The following is a 19,972-nucleotide window of genomic DNA, read 5'->3' on the forward strand; positions in this document are numbered from 1 at the left end:
ACTCGCATCGCGCAACACCGTGAGCGGCGTACCGTTCGGGTGAGGAGTGAAGGGCACCTTTCGCCAACTTACTTGGTGGAAGGTGCCCTTCACCTCGGCTTGCTGATCACGGGCCCAGCTCGTCGGTGACGAAGCGGTGCAGGTGGTCGCGGGCTTGGGCGCCGGTCAGCGGTGGGACGCCGCGCAGCCACTGCAGGGCGAGCCCGTCAGCGAGGGCCACGAACCGCACCGCGACCTCGTCCGCATCACCTACCCGCGAACGCACCACCGGCCCGCCCGGCGGGCACGATACAGCCGCGTGCGCCACAGCACGCTCGCCTCGGCCTGATCCAGCAAGCGATGCTGCGCGCGGGATCGATGGGGACACCAGCGTGCGGAGCTGCTCGGTTGTCAGCACCTGATGCTCGGCAGCAAGATCCAGCACGATGCGGTCCCGAGAAGTCAGCTTCGCCTACGACGTCCCGTCCGGCTCCCCGGCCCGTACGCGGCGACGAGAGTAACTGCCGGGCCTCCTCCCGGAGACGCTCGCCAGGGTCTGAAAACGGTTCGACAGAGACGACGTTGGAGTGCCCGTCGGTGACGTTGGCCTGGTTCTGCGCGTTTGCCTGTGCGACAGCGGCATTGTGCTGGTCTTTGGCCTTCTCCGTGGCTTCCTCGCCCTCTTGCCACAGAGCGATGGCTTCGGCGGCTTGGGCCTGAGCCCAACGCAGTGTTCCCGCGTGCTCGGTCAATGCGTTCGCTGCTGAGTCGAGAGCGTCGCCGGACTTCAGCCACTTCGGTGGCTCTTTTGAGAGGAGGTCCATGAACGCATCACTCGCAGCACCCGACCAACCGACGACATCGACATGCTTGAGATCCTCACCTACTGCATTGAACTTCTCGCTCTGCGTACGGAACTTGGCCGCCGTGTTCTCAACCGTGTCTGGTTCCCCAGGAATCAGAGCCTTCGGGTCGGTCGTCTGCCCCAGCTCCACCATCACCGGCCCCCAGAAGTGAACTCGTTGGCGATCTGCTGGACGGCGGCCTGCGCCTCTTGGTCGCGGCCGATGTAGGACCGAGCGGTATCGTGCAGTGCGGTACTTGCCGCCTCGCCTGTCTGCACCAGAACTTGAGCAGAAAGCTCTACGGCCGAGCAGAAATCGGCGAGGGCTCGGGACACGCCATCATGCCCGCACGCATCGGATCTGCCGCCAAGGTTCGCTAGATCGCTCCCCTTCATCTCCCCGATCGCGTCCCCAATGCGAGAGCCCGCGTCTCGAAGTATTCTCGGATCGGTGTTGAATCCATCCCCCATATTTCTGCCTTTCCGGCAGTTCTCTGCAGCACGGGTGGTTCAACCGTCCACCAGGCAAATGCTGGCTTCCGGCCGAATCTGTCTTAACGGATCACCTGGCAGCGATGGTCAAGCGCAGTCCCAACAACTCAGAGCTTTCCAATCAGCAAACCACGCCAGACCCATCCAGAACTCGTGACAGCATCGCGAAGAGGAGGCTTCAAGTCGCTGGTGGAGAATTTGCGAGTCTCCTTAACGACGTTGCCGCGCTCATCTCGGCTGAGAGATGTCACGAATGACTTCTTGTTGATCTGGCCTCGACTGAACTCCGACGCCAGCGTCAGTCTGGGCGAATCACCGATCCAGGTGACCGACCACTCTTGGTCAACAGCTCGGACTTCGTTCTTCCCCGGATTGAGCCGCATCAGCGTTCTGTTGACAGTGGTTACGTTGCCGAAGTAACCGAACCACTGAGCATCAGCGATCTTCCATTCAGCGACCAGATCCACCCCATCCGGCTGGCCGTCACGCACCACGAACGGCCGGTGCGGGCCGTTGACAGCCAGAAGGGCTGCACGAACGTCTTCGGCAGACCGAGGAGCGACCCCACCAAGGGGGTGCTTCGTCCCGGACATCCAGTCAAACAAGCCCATCGTTTCTGCTCCCCGGTCCCGACAACGCGGAGCACTGTAGCAGCCGATGCATAGCGAACGGCCACAATCGGCAGGATCAGTTGTTCCTTTTCCGTCAAGCGATTTCACCTGAAATCCATCTGCGCCTCTTGCGCGGGAACTGCTGCGACAACTGAGTGAGACCTGCATTGCGGGCGTCGTATGGGCAATGGGGAACGCTTGCGCACGATATGGTGCTGCACGGTAGATCAGCCCTCTTACTTGGTGGAAGGTGCCCTTCACCTCGGCTTGCTGATCACGGGCCCAGCTCGTCGGTGACGAAGCGGTGCAGGTGGTCGCGGGCTTGGGCGCCGGTCAGCGGTGGGACGCCGCGCAGCCACTGCAGGGCGAGCCCGTCAGCGAGGGCCACGAACCGCACCGCGACCTCGTCCGCATCGCCACCCGCGAACGCACCGCCAGCCTGCCCGGCGGCGATGATGTCGCGGATCTGCCCGTGCCAGGCCGCGTAGCGGTCGGCCTGGCGGTCGACGAAGTCGTCGTCGTGCAGTCCCGCGAGCCAGTACTCGAACCACAGCCGCCAGTGCCGCTTGGTCTCGGTGGTGAACTGCGCGTCGATCACGCCGCGCAGCGCCTCGCGCGGGCCGAGGGTGCGCAGTTCGGCCATCAGCGGCGTGTAGTACTGCTCGATCTCCAGCGTTATCGCTTCCGCGAAGATCTCCCGCACCCCGGAGAAGTGGTAGGTGATGGTGCCGGGGGAAATGCCCGCGTGCCTGGCGATGTCGCGGGCGCTGACCCCGGAAATGCCGTGCTCGGAGATGAGTTCGAGCGCGGCTTGCACCACCTGGCGGCGCCGCACCTCGGTGGGCTGCCTGCTGCGCTGCTCGGCGGGCACGGCCCGCCGCCCGGTCATGCCGAACTCCGCGGAATCCGCTGCTGCCAGCTGCGGGACACCACGGTTTCACCGTCGGCGGCGGTGTCCAGCCGACTGTCCACGATGTACTCCTCCCGGGTGGCGCGCAGTTCGGTCGCGGTGCTGATCTCGGCCAGCCAGTCGGCCCGGCGCAGGCTGATTGTCCACTGTGATGTGGCGGTCGCGGAAAGCGGGTCGTTCTCCCGGATTCGGTAGGTCTCGGTGGCCGCCTCGGTGTAGGTGAGCCCGTCCGGGAAGGTTCGCGAGCCGCCGTAGTTGGGGTCGACTTCCAAGATCCACTCGCCGCTGGCGACGTCCCGGCGCACCACCCGCTCCGGCCGCTCCGGCGCGGCCTCGGTGCGCACCGCCAGCGGCGGCGCCTGTTCCGGCTCGTCGAAGGAAATCGACCCGTCGGAGTCCGCCGCTCGCACCGGTAGCAGCAGCGCACTTTCGGCCGGGTCCAGTTCGACGGTGGCGCGCTCGCCGTGCGGCCACACCCAGGGGAAGTACGCCGTCGACACCGCGACCCGGATCCGGTGCCCCGGTGGGAACGCGTAGCCGATCGCCGAGAGGTCGACGGTCACCGCCTCCGGCTCGCCCGGTCGCCAGGGGTCGATCCGCTCGCGGCCGTTGCGGGCCAACAGATTCAGCACCCCGCGGGTGACCAGCGTCGACGCACCGTCCGGTGCCACGTCGCACAGCCGCACGGTGAGGTTGGCCCGTTCGACGTCGCAGTCCAACCGCAGCGACACCTGCGGTCTGCCGAGGACCTCGACGCGTTCGGCCAGCGGCGCCGAGTCGAAGCAGACCGAGCGGCCGTCCTCCTCTCGCTGGTCCGGCGGCAGGTCGCTGCGGTTGCCGAACGGGAAGAACCGGCCCGCGTCGATCCCGGTGTGCTCCGGGCTGGAAACCACCACCGCCGAACCCGACAGCTCCGCGTCGAAGCCGTAGCGCACCGCTCGCATCGACGGCGACGGCCAGGCGTCGTCACCGACCCACCGGCCGGGCCGCTCGGCGTAGCAGGTGCTCGGTGCGACGGGTTCGGACATCCAGGTGCGCAGCAGCGGATCGTCCAGGACACCGGTGTCGACGTCCCCCAGCCAGTGGTCCCACCAGCGCAGGGTCTCCTGCAGGAAGCCGATCGCCGGGCCTGGTGGCAGACCGCGATCCGGATACTGGTGCGACCACGGGCCGATGATGCCGCGCACCGGAGCGCGGAGGTGTTCGGCGAGCCGGAAAACCGTGTCGCGGTAGGGATCCGCCCAACCGCCGACGGCCAGCACCGCGGCCCGCACCGCGCCGTAGTCCTCGCAGATGCTGCCGTGCCGCCAGTAGTCGTCGCGTTCCTGGTGCGCCAGCCAGGTGTGCAGGAACGGCTCGGCGGCGTCGAGGCGTTCCCGCCACATCTTCAGCCACTGCTCGCCGACCACCGCCGGATCCGGTGGGCGGGCGGTGAAAGCCAGCATCGTGCCCGCCCAGGCGGCCATGTCGATGCCGAGGACCGCGCCGCCGGTGTAGTGCACGTCGTTGTCGTAGCGGTCGTCGGTCGAGCACACCGTGACGATCGCCTTCAGCGGTTCCGGGCGCCGCGCCGCGATCTGCAGCGCGTTGAAGCCGCCCCAGGAGATGCCGAACATGCCGACTTTGCCGGTGCACCAGGGCTGATCCGCCAGCCACTCGATGACCTCGACGCCGTCGGAGAGCTCCGTCTCGGCGTACTCGTCGAGCATCACGCCCTCCGAGTTGCCGCTACCGCGCAGGTCGACCCGCACCGACGCGTAGCCGTGCCCGGCGTAGTACGGGTGCCGTTGCGCGTCGCGCGGCGCGGTCCAGTCGCCCTTGCGGTACGGCAGGTATTCCAGCAGCGCGGGCACCGGTGCGGCGTCCGCGGGCCGCCAGATCCGCGCGTGCAGCCGGGTGCCGTCCCGCATCGGGATCCAGCGCTCCTCGACCAGCACCTCCCGGTCGAAGTGCTCCCGGTACCTCACCCGATCTCCTTCCAGCGCCGGATCAGGTGGCCGTCACCGGCGTCGATCCAGGTCTCGTCGTGGTCGTCGTGGTCCCAACCCGGCACCTCTCCGGGAGTTCCGGTCGCCTGCGGGTCGGGTTCCAGCGCGGCGCCCAGCAATTCGCGCGTGTAGGGGTGGTTGGGCCCGGCGAACACCGTCTCGGTGCTGCCCTGCTCGACCACCTTCCCCTGGTACAGCACCACGATCCGGTCGGCCATACCGCGCACCACGGCCAGGTCGTGGCTGATGAACAGGCAGGCGAGCCGGTGTTCGCGGCGCAGGTCGTCGAGCAGGCCCAGCACCTGCGCCTGCACGGACACGTCCAGCGCGGTGGTGATCTCGTCAGCGATGATCACTTCCGGTTCCCCGGCCAGGGCGCGGGCGATGCCGATGCGTTGCCGCTGACCGCCGGAGAGCTGCGCGGGCAACCGCTCGGCCAGCGCCGCGTCCAGCCGCACCGATTCGATGAGTTCGTCGGTGCGCTTGGCGCGCAACGCCCTCGGCACGATGCCGAACAGGCGCAGCGGTCGGCGCACCGAATCCCGCACGCTGCGCCGGGGGTTGAGCGCCGTGTCGGCGTTCTGGAACACCAATTGCACCTTGCGCCGCAGGTCGCGCGGTCGCCTCCCGGCCGCGACGCGCAGGTCTCCCGGTGTCTCGCCGAGGTAGCGCAACCGTCCCGAACTCGGGGCGCGCAACCCGGCCAGCGCCGCCGCGAGCGTGGATTTGCCGCTGCCCGACTCGCCGACCAGCGCCAGCACCTCGCCGCGCCGCAGTTGCAACGACACGTCATCCACCACGATCCGGTGGCCGTAGCCGACGCGGATCCGGTCGAGGTCCACCACCGGATCGGCATCCGGCACCGCGGCGCGCGACCTGGTGCGCCGCGAGCCGTCGGCGTCGATCTCGACGAGCCCGTCGTCGGAGATGCGCGGCACGCTGGCCAGCAACTGGCGGGTGTAGGGCTCGGCTGGCGCGGCGAAAAGCCGTGCCACCGGGGCGGATTCCACGGTCCGGCCGTCGCGCAGCACGTGCACGTGGTCGGCCATCGCCGCAACCACACCGAGATCGTGGCTGACCAGCACCGTTGCCAGCGACAGCTCGTCGGCCAGGGTGGCCAGCAGGTCGAGGACGCCGCGCTGGGTGATCACATCCAGCCCGGTGGTCGGCTCGTCGAGCACCAGCACGCGCGGCCGGGCCGCGATCGCCATCGCGATCACCACCCGCTGCTGCTGACCGCCGGAGAGCTGGTGCGGATAGCGCCGCACCAACCGCTCGGGTTCCGGCAGCCGAACCTGTTCGAGCAGTTCGACGACCCTCCGGCGGCGTGCGGCGCCGTCGAGCCCGCGTCCCCGCAGCGCCTCGTCCAACTGCCGTCCCATGCGCATCGACGGCGTCAGCGCCGACCCCGCGTTCTGCGCGACCATCGCCACGGTCCGGCCGCGCAGCTCCCGCAGTTGCTTGCCCGCCAACGAGAAGACGTCCTGGCCCGCGACCCGGACCGCTCCGGCGGTCTGCCGGGAGCCGTGCCGCAGGTGCCCGAGCAGGGTCCCGGCGATGGTGGACTTGCCGCTACCGGATTCGCCCACCAGGGCCAGCGTCTGCCCCGCCTCGACCCGCAGCGACACGTCCCGCACCACCGGCACGTCGCGGTGGCCCGCGCGATAGGCGACCGACAGGCCGCTGATGTCGACGAGACTCATACCAGTTCCGCCTCTCCGCGATTCACAGTGGTGGTGGCGTCCGGCTCAATCTCGCTTTTCGAGGTTTCTGGTGGCCGGCTTGCGTCACGGTCCCCTGAGGTGCGGTTGCGGAGGACTGGGCTTGCCACAGGGGTACTCATGCGACCTCCTGCTGAATCCGGTCCACGCCCCACGCCTTGGACAGTCCGTCGGCGGCCAGGTTCAGGCCCACCACCAGGGTCGCCAAGGCGATGATCGGCGCGAGGCTGGCCAGCGGCACCACGGTGATCGCGGTGCGGTTCTCCGCCACCATCAGGCCCCAGTCCGGGGTCGGCGGGTTCACCCCGAACCCGAGGAACGACAGCGAACTGATCAGCAGCACCGCCCACGAAGCCCGCATCGCGAACTCCACGAAAACCACGTCCACGATGTTCGGGAAGATCTCCCGGACCAGGATCGACAGCGCCCGCTCGCCGCGGGCGCGCGCCGCCGTGACGTAGTCGGCGGGCACCACCGCCTGGGCCGCGGCTCGAACCACCCGGACCACCGCTGGGGTGTAGACGACGGTCACCGCCAGCACGATCACTCCCGCACCGGTGCCGAACACGGTGACGATCACCAGCAGCGCCAGGATCGGCGGCACCGACAGCACCGCGTCCAGCACCCGCATCACCACGTTGTCCAGCCATCCGCCGCGCAGCGCCACGAACGCACCGATCAGCGTGCCGAGCCCCACCGTGCACAGCGTGGCGAGGAACGACACCTCCAGCGCGTACCGACCGCCGTACAGCACGCGGGAAAGCACGTCCCGGCCGTACTGGTCGGTGCCCGCCCAGTGCTGCCAGCTGCCGCCCAGCAACGCCTGCGCCGGATCGTTGGCCACCGGCGAGTGCGGTGCGATGACCGGGGCCAGCAGCGCCAGCAGGATGTGCACCCCCACGATCGCCATGCCGATGCGCGCGGTCGTCGAACGCGGCAGCCGGGTTTTCAACGCCACCATCACGCCTTCCCTCCCCCGGTCCGCAGCTTCGGGTTCAACGCCATCGCGGCCAGGTCGGCGGCGAGGTTGCACACCACGTACACGCACGCGCCGAGCAGCGCGATCGCCTGCAGCATCGGCAGATCCCGGTCGTAGACCGACTCCAGCATCAACTTCCCGGCACCCGGGTAGTTGAAGACGTTCTCGACCACCACCACCCCGCCGACCAGCCAGGCGATGTTCATCGCGATCACGTTCAACGTCGGCAACAACGCGCTGGGCAGCGCGTGCCGGGTGACCACCCGCCAGCGCCCCAAACCCTTGAGCGTGGCGGTGGTGACGAACTCCGCGGCCATCACGTCGATCACGCTGGTGCGCGTCATCCGCACGATGTAGGCGGCCATCACCACGCCCAACGCGGCGGCTGGCAACCAGATCGCGGGCAGCAGGTCGGCGACCGTCGCGTTCGGACCGTCGAGCACCACCGCTGGCAGCAGCGGCACGGTCACCGAGAACACCAGCACCAGCAGGGTGGCCACCACGAACTCCGGGATGCTCATGCCGATCAGGCTCAGCCAGGAGATCGCCTGGTCCGGCCACCGATCCCGGTACAGCCCGGCGAGCACGCCCAGCACCAGCGACACCGTGATCGCCACCACGATGGTCACCACCGCGATCAGCAGCGTGTTGCGCAGGTGCAGCCCGAGATCGGCCGCCACCGGATCACCGGAGACCAGCGAAGTGCCGAGATCGCCGTGCAGCGCGGAGCCGACCCAGGACAGGTAGCGCTGCCAGGCCGGTACGTCGAGGTGCAGCTGCTCGCGCATCGCCGCGACGGCCTCCGGGGTGGCGTCGCGACCGAGGACCTGGGTGGCGACATCGCCCGGCAGCGCCTGGACGGCGAAGAACACCAGCAGCGACGACAGCACGATGGTCAGCACCGCCGATGCCAACCGCTGCAACACAAATCTCCACATCACGACTCCAGTGCCTTGCGGGACACCCGCACGCGGTCCTCATTGCGGGACACCCGCACCCGAGCGGCGACCGCAAGCAGAAGCGAAAAATTGTTGCTCACGGCCGCCTCCGGAGTCCGATGTTCAGGTAGTCGAACTCGAAGCCGTGTTCCGCGTAGTTCAGCACCTCGCGGGAGATCCCGACCAGCCGGTCGGCGAACATCGGGGTGATCGAGCCGCTGTTGTCCACCAGGTAGCGCTGGGCGTCCTGGTACAGCACCCGGCGCCGGGCCTCGTCCATCTCGCGGCGGGCGGCGTCAAGCATCGCGTCGAAAGCGGGGTCGGCCCAGCCGGTTTCGTTGTAGGACGAGCCACCCCGGAAGATCTGGTTGAGCAGCTGGTCGATCGGCCGCCCGGTGTACCAGTAGGTGGCGCACAGCGGTTGCCGCATCCAGATCTGAGAGTAGTACGAGTCGGCCGAGGCCGTGCGCACCCGCAGCCGAATGCCCGCCTGGGCCACCGAGTCAGCGAACGCCAAGGCCATCGGCGTGAACACCGGGTCGTAGGCGGAGGTGTAGACGTCCAGCGCGAGGTCCTCCTGACCGGCCTGCTTGAGCAGCGCCCGCGCCCGGTCCGGATCGTGCGGCACCCGGTAGTCGGTCCACATCGGATCGTTCGACGGCACCGGGTTGTCGTTGCCCAGGGTGCCCGCGCGCTGGATCGCCACGCCGAACACCGACTCCTGGTCGTAGGCGAGCTTGAACGCCTTGCGCACCAACGGATCGGTGAACGGCACTGCGGTGCACAGCATCGGCAGGCCGTACCACTGGGAGTTCGGGGCGCGGGCGATCGTGGTGCGCGGCGAAGCGTTGATCACCTGCGCGGTGGCGAAGTCCAGGTTCGTCTGGGACAGCAGGTGGACCTGTCCGGCCAGCAGCGCGTTCGCCCGCGCCTGCATATCGGCGATGGCGAAGTACTCGATGGCCGACAGCACCGGCGCCCCGGCGAAGTGGTCCGGGTTGGCCACCACCCGCCCACGCCCCGCGGCGGTGAACGATTCGAGCCGGAACGGGCCGGTGCCGATCCCGGTCTGCGCGATGCTCGCGCCGCTGCCGTCCGGCACCACGTAGCACTGGTAGGCGGCGAGCAAGCTGGGGAACTCCGCGTTCGGCGACTTCAGCGCGAAGTCCACTGTGTACTCCTCGGGCGCGCTGACCCCGGCCGGGTCGAGCAGCGGCGCGAGCACGCCCTCCTGCGGGGAGGACAGCGCCGGGTCGAGGATGCGTCGCACGGTGTAGACGACGTCGGCGGCGGTGAACGGTTTGCCGTTGTGGAAGTGCACGTCCCGGCGCAGTCGGAACCGCCACCGCATGCCCAGCGGGTCGGATTCCCAAGATTCGGCCAGATCCGGCGCGATCCGGCCGTCCCGATCGATCCGGACCACCCGGTTGAACAGCGCCCCGAGGTATTCGTACGCCGACAGCGAGCTGGCCGGATCGAGGGTTTCGGCCTGCGACGCGGGCGGTCGCGCGATGCGCAGCACGCCGCCGGGGCCTGGCACCCCGGTGGCCGCGGCGGTGGGCAGCGGTGCCGCACCCGCACCACCGCAGCCACTGGCCAGCACCGCGGTGCCCAGCAGTCCCAGACCGCCGCCCAACAGGGTTCGTCTGCGCATCCGGCCCGCACCGGGGTCGCGCTGCCGCTCATCCACCCAACTCGCCACCAAGCATTAATCGTACAACTGTCCAACTCAGTTGGTTGACGTACGATAATGCTTGTCCGCGCAAAATCCAACCTTCCGATAGGTTGCCGTGGTCGGCCGCCGAGGTGGCGCACCCCGCGACTCGGTGTTGCGCTGGAAGGCGGCACCGAGGACGGAATGGGGTGAGTGCGGTGGCCGAAGAGGTCGATGTCGTGGTCATCGGGATGGGGCCGGGCGGCGAATACCTGGCCGCCGAGCTCGCGAAAGCGGGCCTGGCGGTGGTCGGGGTGGAAGCGCGCCTGGTCGGCGGCGAATGCCCGTACTTCGCCTGCATTCCGACCAAGATGATGGTCCGAGCCGCAGACGCCCTCGCCGAGGCCCGGCGGGTGCCCCAACTCGGCGGGCGGACCACCGTGGAGCCGGACTGGGCGCCGGTCGCGGACCGCGTCCGGGACGAGGCGACCGCCGACTGGAACGACGACGCGACGGTGCGGCGCTTCGAAGACCTCGGCGGTCGGCTGGTGCGCGGATTCGGCCGGATCACCGCACCCGGCGAAGTCACCGTCGGCGACCAGGTTTTCCGCGCACGACGAGGCATCGTGCTCAACCCCGGCAGCGATCCGGTGATCCCGTCGATCGAGGGCCTCGCGGACAGTCCGTACTGGACCAACCGCGACGCGGTGCGGGCGGCAGAGGCGCCGAAGTCCCTGCTGGTGCTCGGTGCCGGACCGGTCGGGGTGGAGTTCGCGCAGGTCTTCGCCCGCTTCGGCACTGCGGTGACGTTGTTGGAATCGCAGTCCCGGCTGCTGCCGACGGCCGAGCCGGAGGCGTGCGAGGTGGCGACCGAAGCGCTGCGCGCCGACGGCATCCGCATCCACACCTCCTGCGGCATCGAGCACATCAAGTACGACGACCAGTTCCACCTGCGCTTCGACTCCGGCGAGGTGCTGACCGCCGAACGGCTGCTGGTCGCCGCTGGGCGGCGCACCGACTTGAGCTCGCTGGGCGTGGCGGCCGTCGGGCTGGACGAAACCGCCCGGAGCATCCAGGTGGACGGGCGGCTGCGCGCCGCCGACGGCGTCTGGGCGCTCGGTGACGTCACCGGCCACGGGGCCTTCACGCACACCTCGGTCTACCAGGCGCGGATCGCCGCCGCCGACATCCTCGGGAATGGCTCCGAGGTCGCCGACTACCGGGCGATGCCCGCGGTCACCTTCACCGATCCCGAGGTCGCCACCGTCGGACTGACCGAATCCCGCGCTCGGGAACGGGAAATCCCGGTGCGCACCGGGATCACCCAGATCCCGGCGTCCTCGCGCGGCTGGATCCACAAGGTCGGCAACGAGGGGATCATCAAGCTCGTCGCCGATGCCGAACGCGGCGTGCTGGTCGGTGCCACCGTCGTCGCGCCCGCCGGTGGGGAGATCATCGGCGCGCTCGTGGTCGCGGTGCACGCCGAAGTCCCGGTGCAGCGGCTCCGCGAGATGATCTACGCCTACCCGACGTTCCACCGGGCGATCGAAGCGGCGCTGGGCGAGCTCGACATCTGAGCGGGACATCTGAGCGGGGGTCAGCGGCTCCCGCCGCGCGCCTCCCGGCGACGCCGCTTGCTCACGTACATGTCCCGGTCCGCGGCGTGCAGCAGCGCGTCCGCCACGACCGCCGGATCGGCGGTCGTGGCGTGGCCGACGCTGGCGCACAACCGGATCCGGATGGTCTGCACCACCAGCTCGGTGTTGAGGTGCCGCTCGACGCGCTCGCGCAGCGCCTGCGCGGCGGCCTCGTCGGGCAGCAGGCTGACCACCACGAACTCGTCACCACCGATGCGGGCCACCGTGTCACCGGCCCGCACCGCCAGTTGCAGCTCCCGCGCGGTGGCGATCAACAACTGGTCCCCCAGCGCGTGTCCGTAGCGGTCGTTGACCGGCTTGAGCTGGTCGAGGTCGGCCAGCACCACAGCCAGCACGCCGTTGCCGCGCGCGAGCTGCTGCAGCCCGTGGTCGAGCCGGTCGGCCAGCAGCGCGCGGTTCGCCAGCCCGGTCAGCGGATCGTGCAGCGCCAGGTGCGCGAGGTGGGCGTCCACCAGGCGCTGCTCGCCGATGTCCTCGTACTGGCTGACCACGTAAGCGGGCGCGCCATCGGCGCCGGGCACTGTGGTCGCCCGGATCAACATCCAGATCGGGTGGCCTTCCCGATGCCGGTAGCGCTTCTCCACGCTCGTGCTGTCCACCCCGCCCTCGACGAGGTCGGCCAGCGCGGCCATGCCGTGTTCTTCGTCGTCCTCGTAGGTGATGTCGGAGAACGACATCGAGAGCATCTCTTCGCGGGTGTAGCCGAGCATGCTGCAGAGCGTGTCGTTGACCGCGGTCCAGGCGCCCTTGAGGTCCAGCACGGCCATGCCGATCGGGGCGTTGGAGAAGCTGCGCTGCCAGAGCAGCTCGGCCTCGCGACGTCGGGTGATGTCCTGGATCTGGGACAGGTAGTACAGCGCCCGGCCGCTGCTGTCCCGGATGAACGATCGCGCCACCAGCGCCCAGATGACGCTGCCGTCGGAGCGGATGTAGCGCTTCTCCAGCGGCTCCGGGGACTCCGCAGGCCCCTCCGGATCGATGTCCTCGGGGTGCGTGACGTTCCGGTAGTCCAGGCCCTGCAACTCCTCGCGCCGGTAACCGAGCAATCGGCACAGCGCTTCGTTGACGTACAGGTAACGACCCTGCAAGTCGATGATCGCCATCGCAGCGGAGGCCTGGTCGAAGACGCCCTGCCACGGCACGCCAGCGGCGAAGTTCGGCTCCCGGGGGGACATGAGAACCGAACCATAGCGGGCCGGGCCGCGGCACGCAGCAGTGTGGTCCGCGTCAGGCTTCGCCGCGGTTCATCGCCAGCAGCCGATCCAGCACCGCCGGAGCGGCCTTGACCCCGTCGTGCTCGTACTCGTTGGTGACCCAGACCCGCGCGTTGCGCACCCGCTGCGCCGCCTCCAACGCCTGGTCGCGGTCGACGTACATGTCGTCGTGGTACACCGCCGCGGCGACCGGCACCTCGTTGCGGGCCAAACGGTCGAGGTCGTAGAGCCGCGGCCAGTCCGACTTGGCGGCCAGCAGGTCGGCCGCTTCGCGCAGCGGCACCAGCGCCGGGTCCTGCTCGAACATCCAGGGGTAGATCATCTCGCCGGTGAAGTTGACCCGGTCGGCGCGGCCGAGGTCGAACGCGTCGAACTCCCGGCGCACCCGCTGCGCGGACCACCCGGAGGCGCTGTCCTGGCAGTAGATGGCCTCGTGCAGCGCGGCGTACAGCGGACGCTCGGCGAAGGAGACCACCGCGTCCACCCCGCGCAGGAAGGTGTCCGACAGCGCATCCCCGACGAACGCCTCCTCCAGCAGGTAGTGCAGCGCGTCGAACCGCGCGGCGTGGCCGAACTGGCTGCCCAGGCTCTGGAAGCGCTCCGGGGTCAGCCGCTCCCCCGTCGGCATGATCACCTCGTGCTCGGCGAGGTGTTCGACGATGCGCCGCGCGATGGCGGCGTCCGCCGGGTAGCGGGCGAAGTACGCGTCGTTCTTGCGCAGCACCCGCGGGTACGCGGCGCGGTAAACGTCGTCCGCATGACCGGTCAGGGTCGGAATCCCGCCGGTGATCATCACCTGGCGCAGGCCGTCCGGCGCCAACGACAGGTAGGTCAGCGCGCAGAACCCGCCGAAGCTCTGCCCCAGCACCGACCACGGCTCGTCGCCGATCAGCCGCTCGCGCAGCACCTCGGCGTCCCGAACGATCGAATCGGCGCGCAACAGGCTCAGGTGCTCGGCCTGCTCGGACGCCGACATCCCGGCCAGCGTCTGGCGGTTGGCCGGGGTGCTGCGCCCGGTGCCGCGCTGGTCCAGCAGGAGCACCCGGTAGTCCTGCAGGGCGCGGCGCAGCCAGGCGCTGGTGCTCAGCGGGCGCTCCGCCTTGCCACCCGGTCCGCCCTGCAGGTAGACCAGCCAGGGCAGCGCCTGGTCCTGCCTGCCCGGTGCCACCACCTCCCGCCCGAAGACCTCGATCTCCCCGGCACCCGGGTCGTCGTGGCGCAGCGGGACCCGGAAGACGTGATCCTTGGCGAGCAGTCCGGGACGGCGGTAGGTGACAGCGGACATCCGATCTCTCCTCCAACGTGGCTGGTATCAGTAGCCGGGCGCGCCGATCTCGCGGCAGATCCGCACCAGCTCCGGGTGCACGTAGCGGCCGTCGATCTCGATGGCCTCGCCGTCGAGGTGGATCGAGGGGCCCAGCACGCTGCCGTCGGTGTGCGCCGCGGCGACCCACGGCTGCCCGCCGATCCACGCGCCCTTGGTGCCGATGCCGATCTCGACGCAGCCGAACACCCGCTCATCCTCGACGATCCGACCGGTCGGCTGGAGCACGCCGGGGTTGAAACCCAGCGACCAGTGCGCCAGCCGGAACATGTTGGGGTCGTCGAAGGACTGCATCCAACCGCGGAAGACGTCGGCGTCCCGGCCGCCGGTGATCTCGGTGACCACCCCGCCGGACACCTCGCAGCGCACCGGGGAACGCAGCAGCCCGATCTCGGCCGGTGGCCACAGCGCGCCGTCGAAGACCAGCGTGCCGTGCTGGGTCTCCTCGACGGGGTTCCAGGAGATCTGGCCGGAGAGCATCACGGTCTCGCCGGGTTTCTCGGCCGGCTTGCCGCGCAGGTTGATCGGGCGGCCCTGGTTGCGGCCCACCAGGTCGGTGCCGCCCGCGGCGCTGATGCGCACCTCGTCGGCGGCCGCCAGCAGGCCGACCAGCGCGCGGCCCAGCCGCATCACGCCGTCGAAGTCGGGGCGGCCGATGGTGTCGACCAGCATCGGGATGTCCATGCCGGTCAGGTTGGTGTAGCGGGCGCCGCCCGCGATCGCGGCGCGGAAGGCGTCGCTGTGCATGATGTAGGCGACGCTGAACTCGATCCACACGTCGGCGTTGGCGACCGCACCGGCCACCGGCGCGGGCGGCTCCATCGCCGAACTCGGCCGGGTCTCGTACCAGATCACGGTCGGTGTCGCCCCGGCGGCGGCGACCGCCTGCGCGGTCAGTTCCACGACGCGCCGGTCGGTCGAGGTGTCCCCGGTGAGCACCACCTGTTCGCCCGGTTTGACCAGCATGACCTGTTCGACGAGCTTGCGGGCCCCGACGGCGGCCTCCCAGGACAGGTACTCCGGCCGGGACTCGACTCGGCTCACAACTTCCACGACGTTCCTCCGCAATTCACTGTTGCTCGGCACTTCACTTGGATTCGGCACTTCACTGGTCCTCGGCACTTCACTTGGATTCGAAGATCCGGCCGGTCGAATAGAGCGCGTCACCGGCGATGAGCCCGGCGCCGACGAGGTTGAGGTCCTCATCGGCCCGGTCACCGCGCCGCCATCGGTAGACGATCCGCACCACCAGCGCCCCGAAGACCAGCCAGCAGGCCTGCGGCGTGGCGACCAGCAGACCGGTGGCCAGCAGCACGCCCATCTGCCGGTTCGAACCGCCGAACAGCTGGATCAGCGCGCCGGGCACGGCCCACAGCAGCAACGTCATCAGCACGTTCGGTTCGGTCAGCCCGGCGTGGATGGTGGTGGCGTAGACCTTGGCCACCGGCGGCAGCAGCCCGTTACCGAAGAAGGCCTGCCAGGAGACGGCCACCGCGATGGTCGCCACCGCGAAACCGACCAGCGAGGCCAGGTACTGCTGGAACCGGCCGGAGCGCTCGAAGACGTCGTAGGGCCGGTGTTCCTTGCGCAGCAGCCAACCGGCCTTGAAGTCGTAGCCCATGTCGGCGAAGGCGGGACCGGTCGCCGAGGTGTAGCCGACGAACATCGCCAACGCCACCGGCGGCACCCCGACGAGCAGGCCCAGCACCAGGAAGATGAGCGTGACGGCGAAGGCCGGGAACCAGCCGGAGTGCATCGCGGCCAGCCCGACGATGATCTCGTGGATGATCGCGGCCAGCGCGGCGGCCAGGATCCAGAGGATCAGCATCGGCACGGACAATTCCGACAGCAACCCGCCGACCAGCGCGACCGCGGCCGCACCCACCACGAACAGCAGGTAGCCCTGCAGCACGCCGGTGCGCAGCGCCTTCTCGTCGACCTGCGGCAGCTCGCTGGGATCGACCGAGGTGGCGGGCGGCTGGTCGCGGCCCTTGCGGCGGAACATCAGGTGGGCGGCCTGCCCGAGCGCCACCAGACCGGCGCCGATCATCACGCCGTGCGGGATGTAGAGGTCGGTGAGGTCGACGCCCCACCAGGTCGGGCTGTACTGGCTGAACATCAGTCCGATGCCGAACATGCCCAGCGCCCAGATGTTGCCGATGAAAGCCACCCCGGCCGCCGAAACGGGCAGTTTGAACAGCGAGCCGATGATCCCGACGACCGCACCACCGGCCAGCACGGCGGCCCGCCGACCGCCCTTGTCACCGGCGATGATGGTGTCGGCGGCGGCGATGCCCGGTGGCCAGGCCGCCTGCGCGGGCAGCAGCCGCGAGTTGAACAGCCGGTACAGCACGTAGGAGTCGGCGACGAGCCCGATGGCCACTCCGATGAACACCGGCCACACCAGATCGGCCCGGCCGAACGCGAAGGGCACCGCGATCGGCGCCAGCAACGAGTTCGCGGCGGCGAAGGTCGACCCGGACACGGCGCTTTGCACCAGGTTCTGCCGGTGGATGGAGCGCATCTTGCGCAGCGCGGCGAGGTTGATCCGACCGATGATCATCGCGATGAGCGCGCCGATGACCGAGGTGTTCGCCGAGATGCCGAGCGTGGTGATCAGGTGCAGACCGATGATCGCCCCGACCACCGAGAGCACGACGGTGAGCACCAGGACGGTTGGTTCGAAGGCCCGGGGATGCGCCCGCGCGGCGTCGGCCAGGGGGTCGCTGATGGTCATGAGCAGCCTTTCGGGAAGGATTCGATCAGCAGGTGCGCGGCCCGGCGCTGCCCGGCGCCAGCCGACTGGACAGTTCGGCGCCCGCGGTCCGCAGCGGGGGGATCAGGTCGTCGATCCGGTTGAGGACGCGCTCGGCCGGTCCGATCAACGTCATCGACGCAACTGTCGCACCGTGCAACGGCAGCGGCACCGCGACGGCGCCGACGTTGGCGTCGAACTCACCGGCCGAGACGGAAACGCCGGTGTCCCGCACCTGCTGCCACCGCTGTTGCAGTTCGGCGTAGTTGGTAGGGGTGTTAGCGGTGTAGCGGGTCAGCGGCTCGGGCCCGAACAATTCGCGCACCTCCTCAATCGGTTGTCGAGCGAACAGGACGTGCCCGGAACATCCGGCGTGGCCGGGCATGACGTGCCCGACGATGGCGGAATAGCTCAGCGGTCCGCGAGCGTCCACGGCCGCCACGGTCCGGTACGAGCCGCCGTGCACGACGTTGAGCACCGCGCTCTCCCCGGTTTCCCGGGCCAGCTTGGCGAGCACCGGCCGAGCGATCAGGCTCAGCGCGCCGCTGCGCTCGGCGACGCGGGAGAGCTGCGACACCGCGGGGCCCAGCCGGTAACGCCGGGTATCCGGATCAGCGAGCACGAAACCTCGGTTGGCCAACGTCGCCAACAACCGCTGGGTGACGGACTTGTCCAGCCCGAGCTGGCGCGCGAGCTCGCTGACACCCCACTCCGGCCGCTGGTCGGAGAAGGCGAGCAGCACTTGCAGCGCCCGGTCGGCGGTCTGCAGCAGCCCCGAACCCACCAACCCCGACCTCCTAATATCGTTGCGATATGCACAACGTCGTAGCTATATTCGATCCGCCGGGCGCTACCGTCCGATGAATCAATGGGTTTGTCAATAGGAAATCCGCGCAGTGAGATAACCACCGTGCGTTACTCTCGCGAACACCTACTCATACCGAGCGCGGGGTGAAGGCATGGCGGAGACTTCGGTGGGCCGCGCTGTCGAAGAGATCCGGCAGATGATGCGCAGCAAGGAGTTGTTGCCGGGTCAACCGCTGCGCCAAGAAGCGCTCGCCGAACGCCTTGGCGTGAGCCGGGTTCCGGTCCGCGAAGCCCTGAAAGCCCTTGAAGCGGAGGGCATCGTGCGCCACCAGCCCAACATCGGCTACACGGTGGCCCGCCTCTCGTCGGAGGAACTGCGCCAGGCCTACCTGATGCGCTCGGCGCTGGAAGCGATCGTGCTGCACGAGCTGCCCCGCCTGAGCGCGGCCCAGATCATCGAGCTGACCGAGCTCAACGAGCGAATCGCGGAGGCGGTGGAAGTCATCGACGTGGTGCGAATCACCGAGCTCAACCACGAATTCCACTTCGTCATCTTCCGCAGCTCGGGAATGCAGATGATCGTCGACGAGATCGAGCGGATCTGGAAGCTGACGGAGGCCTACCGCTCCGTGTACATCTACGACGCGGCGGCACGTCGACGGATCGTCCGGGAACACCGGCAGCTCATCAGCGCTCTGCGCCGCGGGCAGACCGAGAAAGCGATCGCCATCATGGACGCGCACCGCGACGCCACCCAGGTACAGCTGTCCACCACCCTGGGCGCGAGCCTGCCACTGCCCGGATGACCGAACGGCTCTGGTGGACAACACTCGCCACCCCGCGATAGTCCACAGTGGTCAGTTACAGCACCGCACCCCGTGGCCGCCCGAGCCGACCATGCCGGATCGCGAGCGGTGCGGATCCACGAGCGCGGCGAACGCCGTCGCCGCCACCGCTGCCGCGAAGATCACCGCCGCGACGACCGCCACCGACGCCGCCGCGCACAAACCGCACGGGGCGATGGGCGTGACCCGCGAACACCCGCTGCGTCACATCGCCCGCAAGTTGTGGTCGTGGCGCGACGAGTACGACACCGAACGCGGCTGGGCCACCGGACTGGGCCGGGAAGCGCTGGCCGCAGGCGAAACCGGCCGCTGGGAACAGCTCACCGCCTGGCTCCACCGGGTGCTGCTCGTCGTGCCCGATCGAGGGGTGCAGCCCGTATTCTGGGTGGTGTGACGGCGGCATCCGATTCCTCGTCCCACAACGGCTCCGCCATTCCGCGCGGCCAGGGCGGCGACGCGCTCTCCATCGCGGCCCGCGAAATCTTCGCCGAGCGCGGCTACCACGGCGCGTCCATCCGGGACATCGCCAAGCGGGCCGGGTTGAGCCTGTCCGCGCTGTACTACTGGCATTCCAGCAAGCAGGAACTGTTCGCCGGGCTGATGGAGGACAGCGTCAACGACTACGTGCAGACCTGCGACGCGGCGCTGCGCGACTGCGGCGACGACCCGGTCGAGCGGCTGCGCGCCATCGTGCGCGCCACGGTGGACTACCGGGTGCGGCGGCGGGTGGAAAGCACCATCGCGGCGCGGGAGATCCGCAATCTGGAGCCCGAGCACGCGCGACGGCTGGCCGAGCTGCGCGCCTCCGCGACGCGGCTTTTCCAGGACGTCATCGACGAAGGCGTGCGGCGCGGGGTCTTCCGCTGCGAGCACCCCACCGAGGCCCGCCGGGCGATCCAGGCCGCGTGCAACGCGATTCCGCAGTGGTACGACCCGGACGGCGACGTGGGCCCCGCCGAACTGGCCGACCGCTACGTCTGCATCGCGCTGCGCATCGTGGGCGCCTGAGCCAGCAGTTCCACCGGAACTTCGACCTGGTGGACGCGGCGGAACTCGCCCACCGCCTTGCCGAGCGGGTCGACGCGGAGATCGCTGGAGCCACCGGTGCCCAGCAGTCCACGCAGGACGAAGTGCACCGCGCGGAGGTTGGGGAACTCGTGTGCCGGACGATGTCGAGGTCCTTCGCCTCCGCAGCTCCTCGGTGCTGGCCAGGCCGACGGATCGCTGACCCGCAGCCCGACGTTGCTGTTCAA

At 69.4% G+C, this 19,972-nt stretch carries 19 protein-coding genes; 4 read left to right on the forward strand and 15 right to left on the reverse strand.

Annotated features, from left to right (window positions below; genetic code table 11):
- Nucleotides 1-106: 106 nt before the first annotated feature.
- The 9 genes from ACTWQN_RS30860 to ACTWQN_RS30900 all read right to left on the reverse strand — a co-directional run bounded on the left by ACTWQN_RS30860 (nt 107) and on the right by ACTWQN_RS30900 (nt 10,164).
- Nucleotides 107-265, reverse strand: coding sequence for a TetR family transcriptional regulator C-terminal domain-containing protein (locus tag ACTWQN_RS30860; RefSeq protein ID WP_443207136.1), 159 nt, complete (start codon nt 263-265; stop codon nt 107-109).
- Nucleotides 246-977, reverse strand: coding sequence for a WXG100 family type VII secretion target (locus ACTWQN_RS30865; RefSeq protein ID WP_443207196.1), 732 nt, complete (start codon nt 975-977; stop codon nt 246-248). Before ACTWQN_RS30865 ends, ACTWQN_RS30860 begins: the two co-directional genes overlap by 20 nt.
- A 445-nt stretch (nt 978-1,422) precedes the next feature.
- On the reverse strand, nt 1,423-1,926 hold the full coding sequence (locus ACTWQN_RS30870) for a hypothetical protein (protein WP_443207137.1): 504 nt from the start codon (nt 1,924-1,926) through the stop codon (nt 1,423-1,425).
- Nucleotides 1,927-2,200: 274 nt separating this feature from the next.
- Nucleotides 2,201-2,815, reverse strand: coding sequence for a TetR/AcrR family transcriptional regulator (locus ACTWQN_RS30875; protein ID WP_443207138.1), 615 nt, complete (start codon nt 2,813-2,815; stop codon nt 2,201-2,203).
- Nucleotides 2,812-4,803, reverse strand: coding sequence for a CocE/NonD family hydrolase (locus tag ACTWQN_RS30880; protein WP_443207139.1), 1,992 nt, complete (start codon nt 4,801-4,803; stop codon nt 2,812-2,814). The genes ACTWQN_RS30875 and ACTWQN_RS30880 overlap by 4 nt, the downstream gene beginning before the upstream one ends.
- Nucleotides 4,800-6,527, reverse strand: a complete 1,728-nt coding sequence (locus ACTWQN_RS30885) for a dipeptide ABC transporter ATP-binding protein (protein ID WP_443207140.1) — start codon at nt 6,525-6,527, stop codon at nt 4,800-4,802. The genes ACTWQN_RS30880 and ACTWQN_RS30885 overlap by 4 nt, the downstream gene beginning before the upstream one ends.
- Before the next feature lie 136 nt (nt 6,528-6,663).
- A complete protein-coding gene (locus tag ACTWQN_RS30890) occupies nt 6,664-7,506 on the reverse strand; it encodes an ABC transporter permease (RefSeq protein ID WP_443207197.1) in 843 nt (280 codons plus the stop codon).
- Nucleotides 7,506-8,462 (reverse strand): ABC transporter permease, encoded by a 957-nt coding sequence (locus tag ACTWQN_RS30895; protein WP_443207141.1) that lies wholly within the window; start codon nt 8,460-8,462, stop codon nt 7,506-7,508. The genes ACTWQN_RS30890 and ACTWQN_RS30895 overlap by 1 nt, the downstream gene beginning before the upstream one ends.
- 97 nt (nt 8,463-8,559) lie before the next feature.
- Entirely contained in the window at nt 8,560-10,164 is a 1,605-nt protein-coding gene (locus tag ACTWQN_RS30900; RefSeq protein WP_443207198.1) for an ABC transporter substrate-binding protein, read from the reverse strand.
- Nucleotides 10,165-10,325: 161 nt separating this feature from the next.
- Here ACTWQN_RS30900 and ACTWQN_RS30905 point away from each other — a divergent pair, with 161 nt between their 5' ends.
- Nucleotides 10,326-11,693: a dihydrolipoyl dehydrogenase family protein gene (locus tag ACTWQN_RS30905; RefSeq protein WP_443207142.1), complete on the forward strand. Its 1,368-nt coding sequence runs from the start codon at nt 10,326-10,328 to the stop codon at nt 11,691-11,693.
- A gap of 20 nt (nt 11,694-11,713) precedes the next feature.
- Here the strand turns inward: ACTWQN_RS30905 and ACTWQN_RS30910 are convergent, their stop codons facing one another.
- The 5 genes from ACTWQN_RS30910 to ACTWQN_RS30930 form a co-directional block, all read right to left on the reverse strand.
- On the reverse strand, nt 11,714-12,949 hold the full coding sequence (locus ACTWQN_RS30910) for a PAS domain S-box protein (protein ID WP_443207143.1): 1,236 nt from the start codon (nt 12,947-12,949) through the stop codon (nt 11,714-11,716).
- A gap of 52 nt (nt 12,950-13,001) precedes the next feature.
- On the reverse strand, nt 13,002-14,273 hold the full coding sequence (locus ACTWQN_RS30915; protein ID WP_443207144.1) for an alpha/beta fold hydrolase: 1,272 nt from the start codon (nt 14,271-14,273) through the stop codon (nt 13,002-13,004).
- Nucleotides 14,274-14,300: 27 nt separating this feature from the next.
- Nucleotides 14,301-15,365: a 2,5-dihydroxypyridine 5,6-dioxygenase NicX family protein gene (locus ACTWQN_RS30920; RefSeq protein WP_443207145.1), complete on the reverse strand. Its 1,065-nt coding sequence runs from the start codon at nt 15,363-15,365 to the stop codon at nt 14,301-14,303.
- A gap of 70 nt (nt 15,366-15,435) precedes the next feature.
- Nucleotides 15,436-17,049, reverse strand: coding sequence for an OPT/YSL family transporter (locus ACTWQN_RS30925; protein ID WP_443207146.1), 1,614 nt, complete (start codon nt 17,047-17,049; stop codon nt 15,436-15,438).
- Between the two features lie 25 nt (nt 17,050-17,074).
- A complete protein-coding gene (locus tag ACTWQN_RS30930; RefSeq protein WP_443207147.1) occupies nt 17,075-17,851 on the reverse strand; it encodes an IclR family transcriptional regulator in 777 nt (258 codons plus the stop codon).
- A gap of 175 nt (nt 17,852-18,026) precedes the next feature.
- On the opposite strand from ACTWQN_RS30930, the gene ACTWQN_RS30935 reads away from it, so the two are divergent.
- The 3 genes from ACTWQN_RS30935 to ACTWQN_RS30945 all read left to right on the forward strand — a co-directional run bounded on the left by ACTWQN_RS30935 (nt 18,027) and on the right by ACTWQN_RS30945 (nt 19,727).
- Nucleotides 18,027-18,680, forward strand: coding sequence for a GntR family transcriptional regulator (locus ACTWQN_RS30935; protein ID WP_443207148.1), 654 nt, complete (start codon nt 18,027-18,029; stop codon nt 18,678-18,680).
- Nucleotides 18,681-18,771: 91 nt separating this feature from the next.
- Nucleotides 18,772-19,113, forward strand: a complete 342-nt coding sequence (locus tag ACTWQN_RS30940) for a hypothetical protein (protein ID WP_443207149.1) — start codon at nt 18,772-18,774, stop codon at nt 19,111-19,113.
- Entirely contained in the window at nt 19,110-19,727 is a 618-nt protein-coding gene (locus ACTWQN_RS30945) for a TetR/AcrR family transcriptional regulator (RefSeq protein ID WP_443207150.1), read from the forward strand. The genes ACTWQN_RS30940 and ACTWQN_RS30945 overlap by 4 nt, the downstream gene beginning before the upstream one ends.
- On the opposite strand, the gene ACTWQN_RS30950 is transcribed toward ACTWQN_RS30945, so the two are convergent.
- On the reverse strand, nt 19,691-19,972 hold the full coding sequence (locus ACTWQN_RS30950; protein ID WP_443207151.1) for a hypothetical protein: 282 nt from the start codon (nt 19,970-19,972) through the stop codon (nt 19,691-19,693). The two genes, ACTWQN_RS30945 and ACTWQN_RS30950, sit on opposite strands and share 37 nt — an antisense overlap.

Origin of the sequence: Saccharopolyspora antiqui (assembly GCF_052246905.1) — a bacterium.
In the GTDB taxonomy this organism is placed as follows: Bacteria; Actinomycetota; Actinomycetes; order Mycobacteriales; family Pseudonocardiaceae; genus Saccharopolyspora.

Coding starts and splice junctions, on each gene's coding strand:
- ACTWQN_RS30865 (WP_443207196.1), bottom strand. CDS start 977: ATGGTGGAGCTGGGGCAGACGACCGACCCGAAGGCTCTGATTCCTGGG.
- ACTWQN_RS30870 (WP_443207137.1), bottom strand. CDS start 1,926: ATGGGCTTGTTTGACTGGATGTCCGGGACGAAGCACCCCCTTGGTGGG.
- ACTWQN_RS30875 (WP_443207138.1), bottom strand. CDS start 2,815: ATGACCGGGCGGCGGGCCGTGCCCGCCGAGCAGCGCAGCAGGCAGCCC.
- ACTWQN_RS30885 (WP_443207140.1), bottom strand. CDS start 6,527: ATGAGTCTCGTCGACATCAGCGGCCTGTCGGTCGCCTATCGCGCGGGC.
- ACTWQN_RS30890 (WP_443207197.1), bottom strand. CDS start 7,506: ATGGTGGCGTTGAAAACCCGGCTGCCGCGTTCGACGACCGCGCGCATC.
- ACTWQN_RS30895 (WP_443207141.1), bottom strand. CDS start 8,462: ATGTGGAGATTTGTGTTGCAGCGGTTGGCATCGGCGGTGCTGACCATC.
- ACTWQN_RS30910 (WP_443207143.1), bottom strand. CDS start 12,949: ATGTCCCCCCGGGAGCCGAACTTCGCCGCTGGCGTGCCGTGGCAGGGC.
- ACTWQN_RS30915 (WP_443207144.1), bottom strand. CDS start 14,273: ATGTCCGCTGTCACCTACCGCCGTCCCGGACTGCTCGCCAAGGATCAC.
- ACTWQN_RS30925 (WP_443207146.1), bottom strand. CDS start 17,049: ATGACCATCAGCGACCCCCTGGCCGACGCCGCGCGGGCGCATCCCCGG.
- ACTWQN_RS30935 (WP_443207148.1), top strand. CDS start 18,027: ATGGCGGAGACTTCGGTGGGCCGCGCTGTCGAAGAGATCCGGCAGATG.
- ACTWQN_RS30940 (WP_443207149.1), top strand. CDS start 18,772: ATGCCGGATCGCGAGCGGTGCGGATCCACGAGCGCGGCGAACGCCGTC.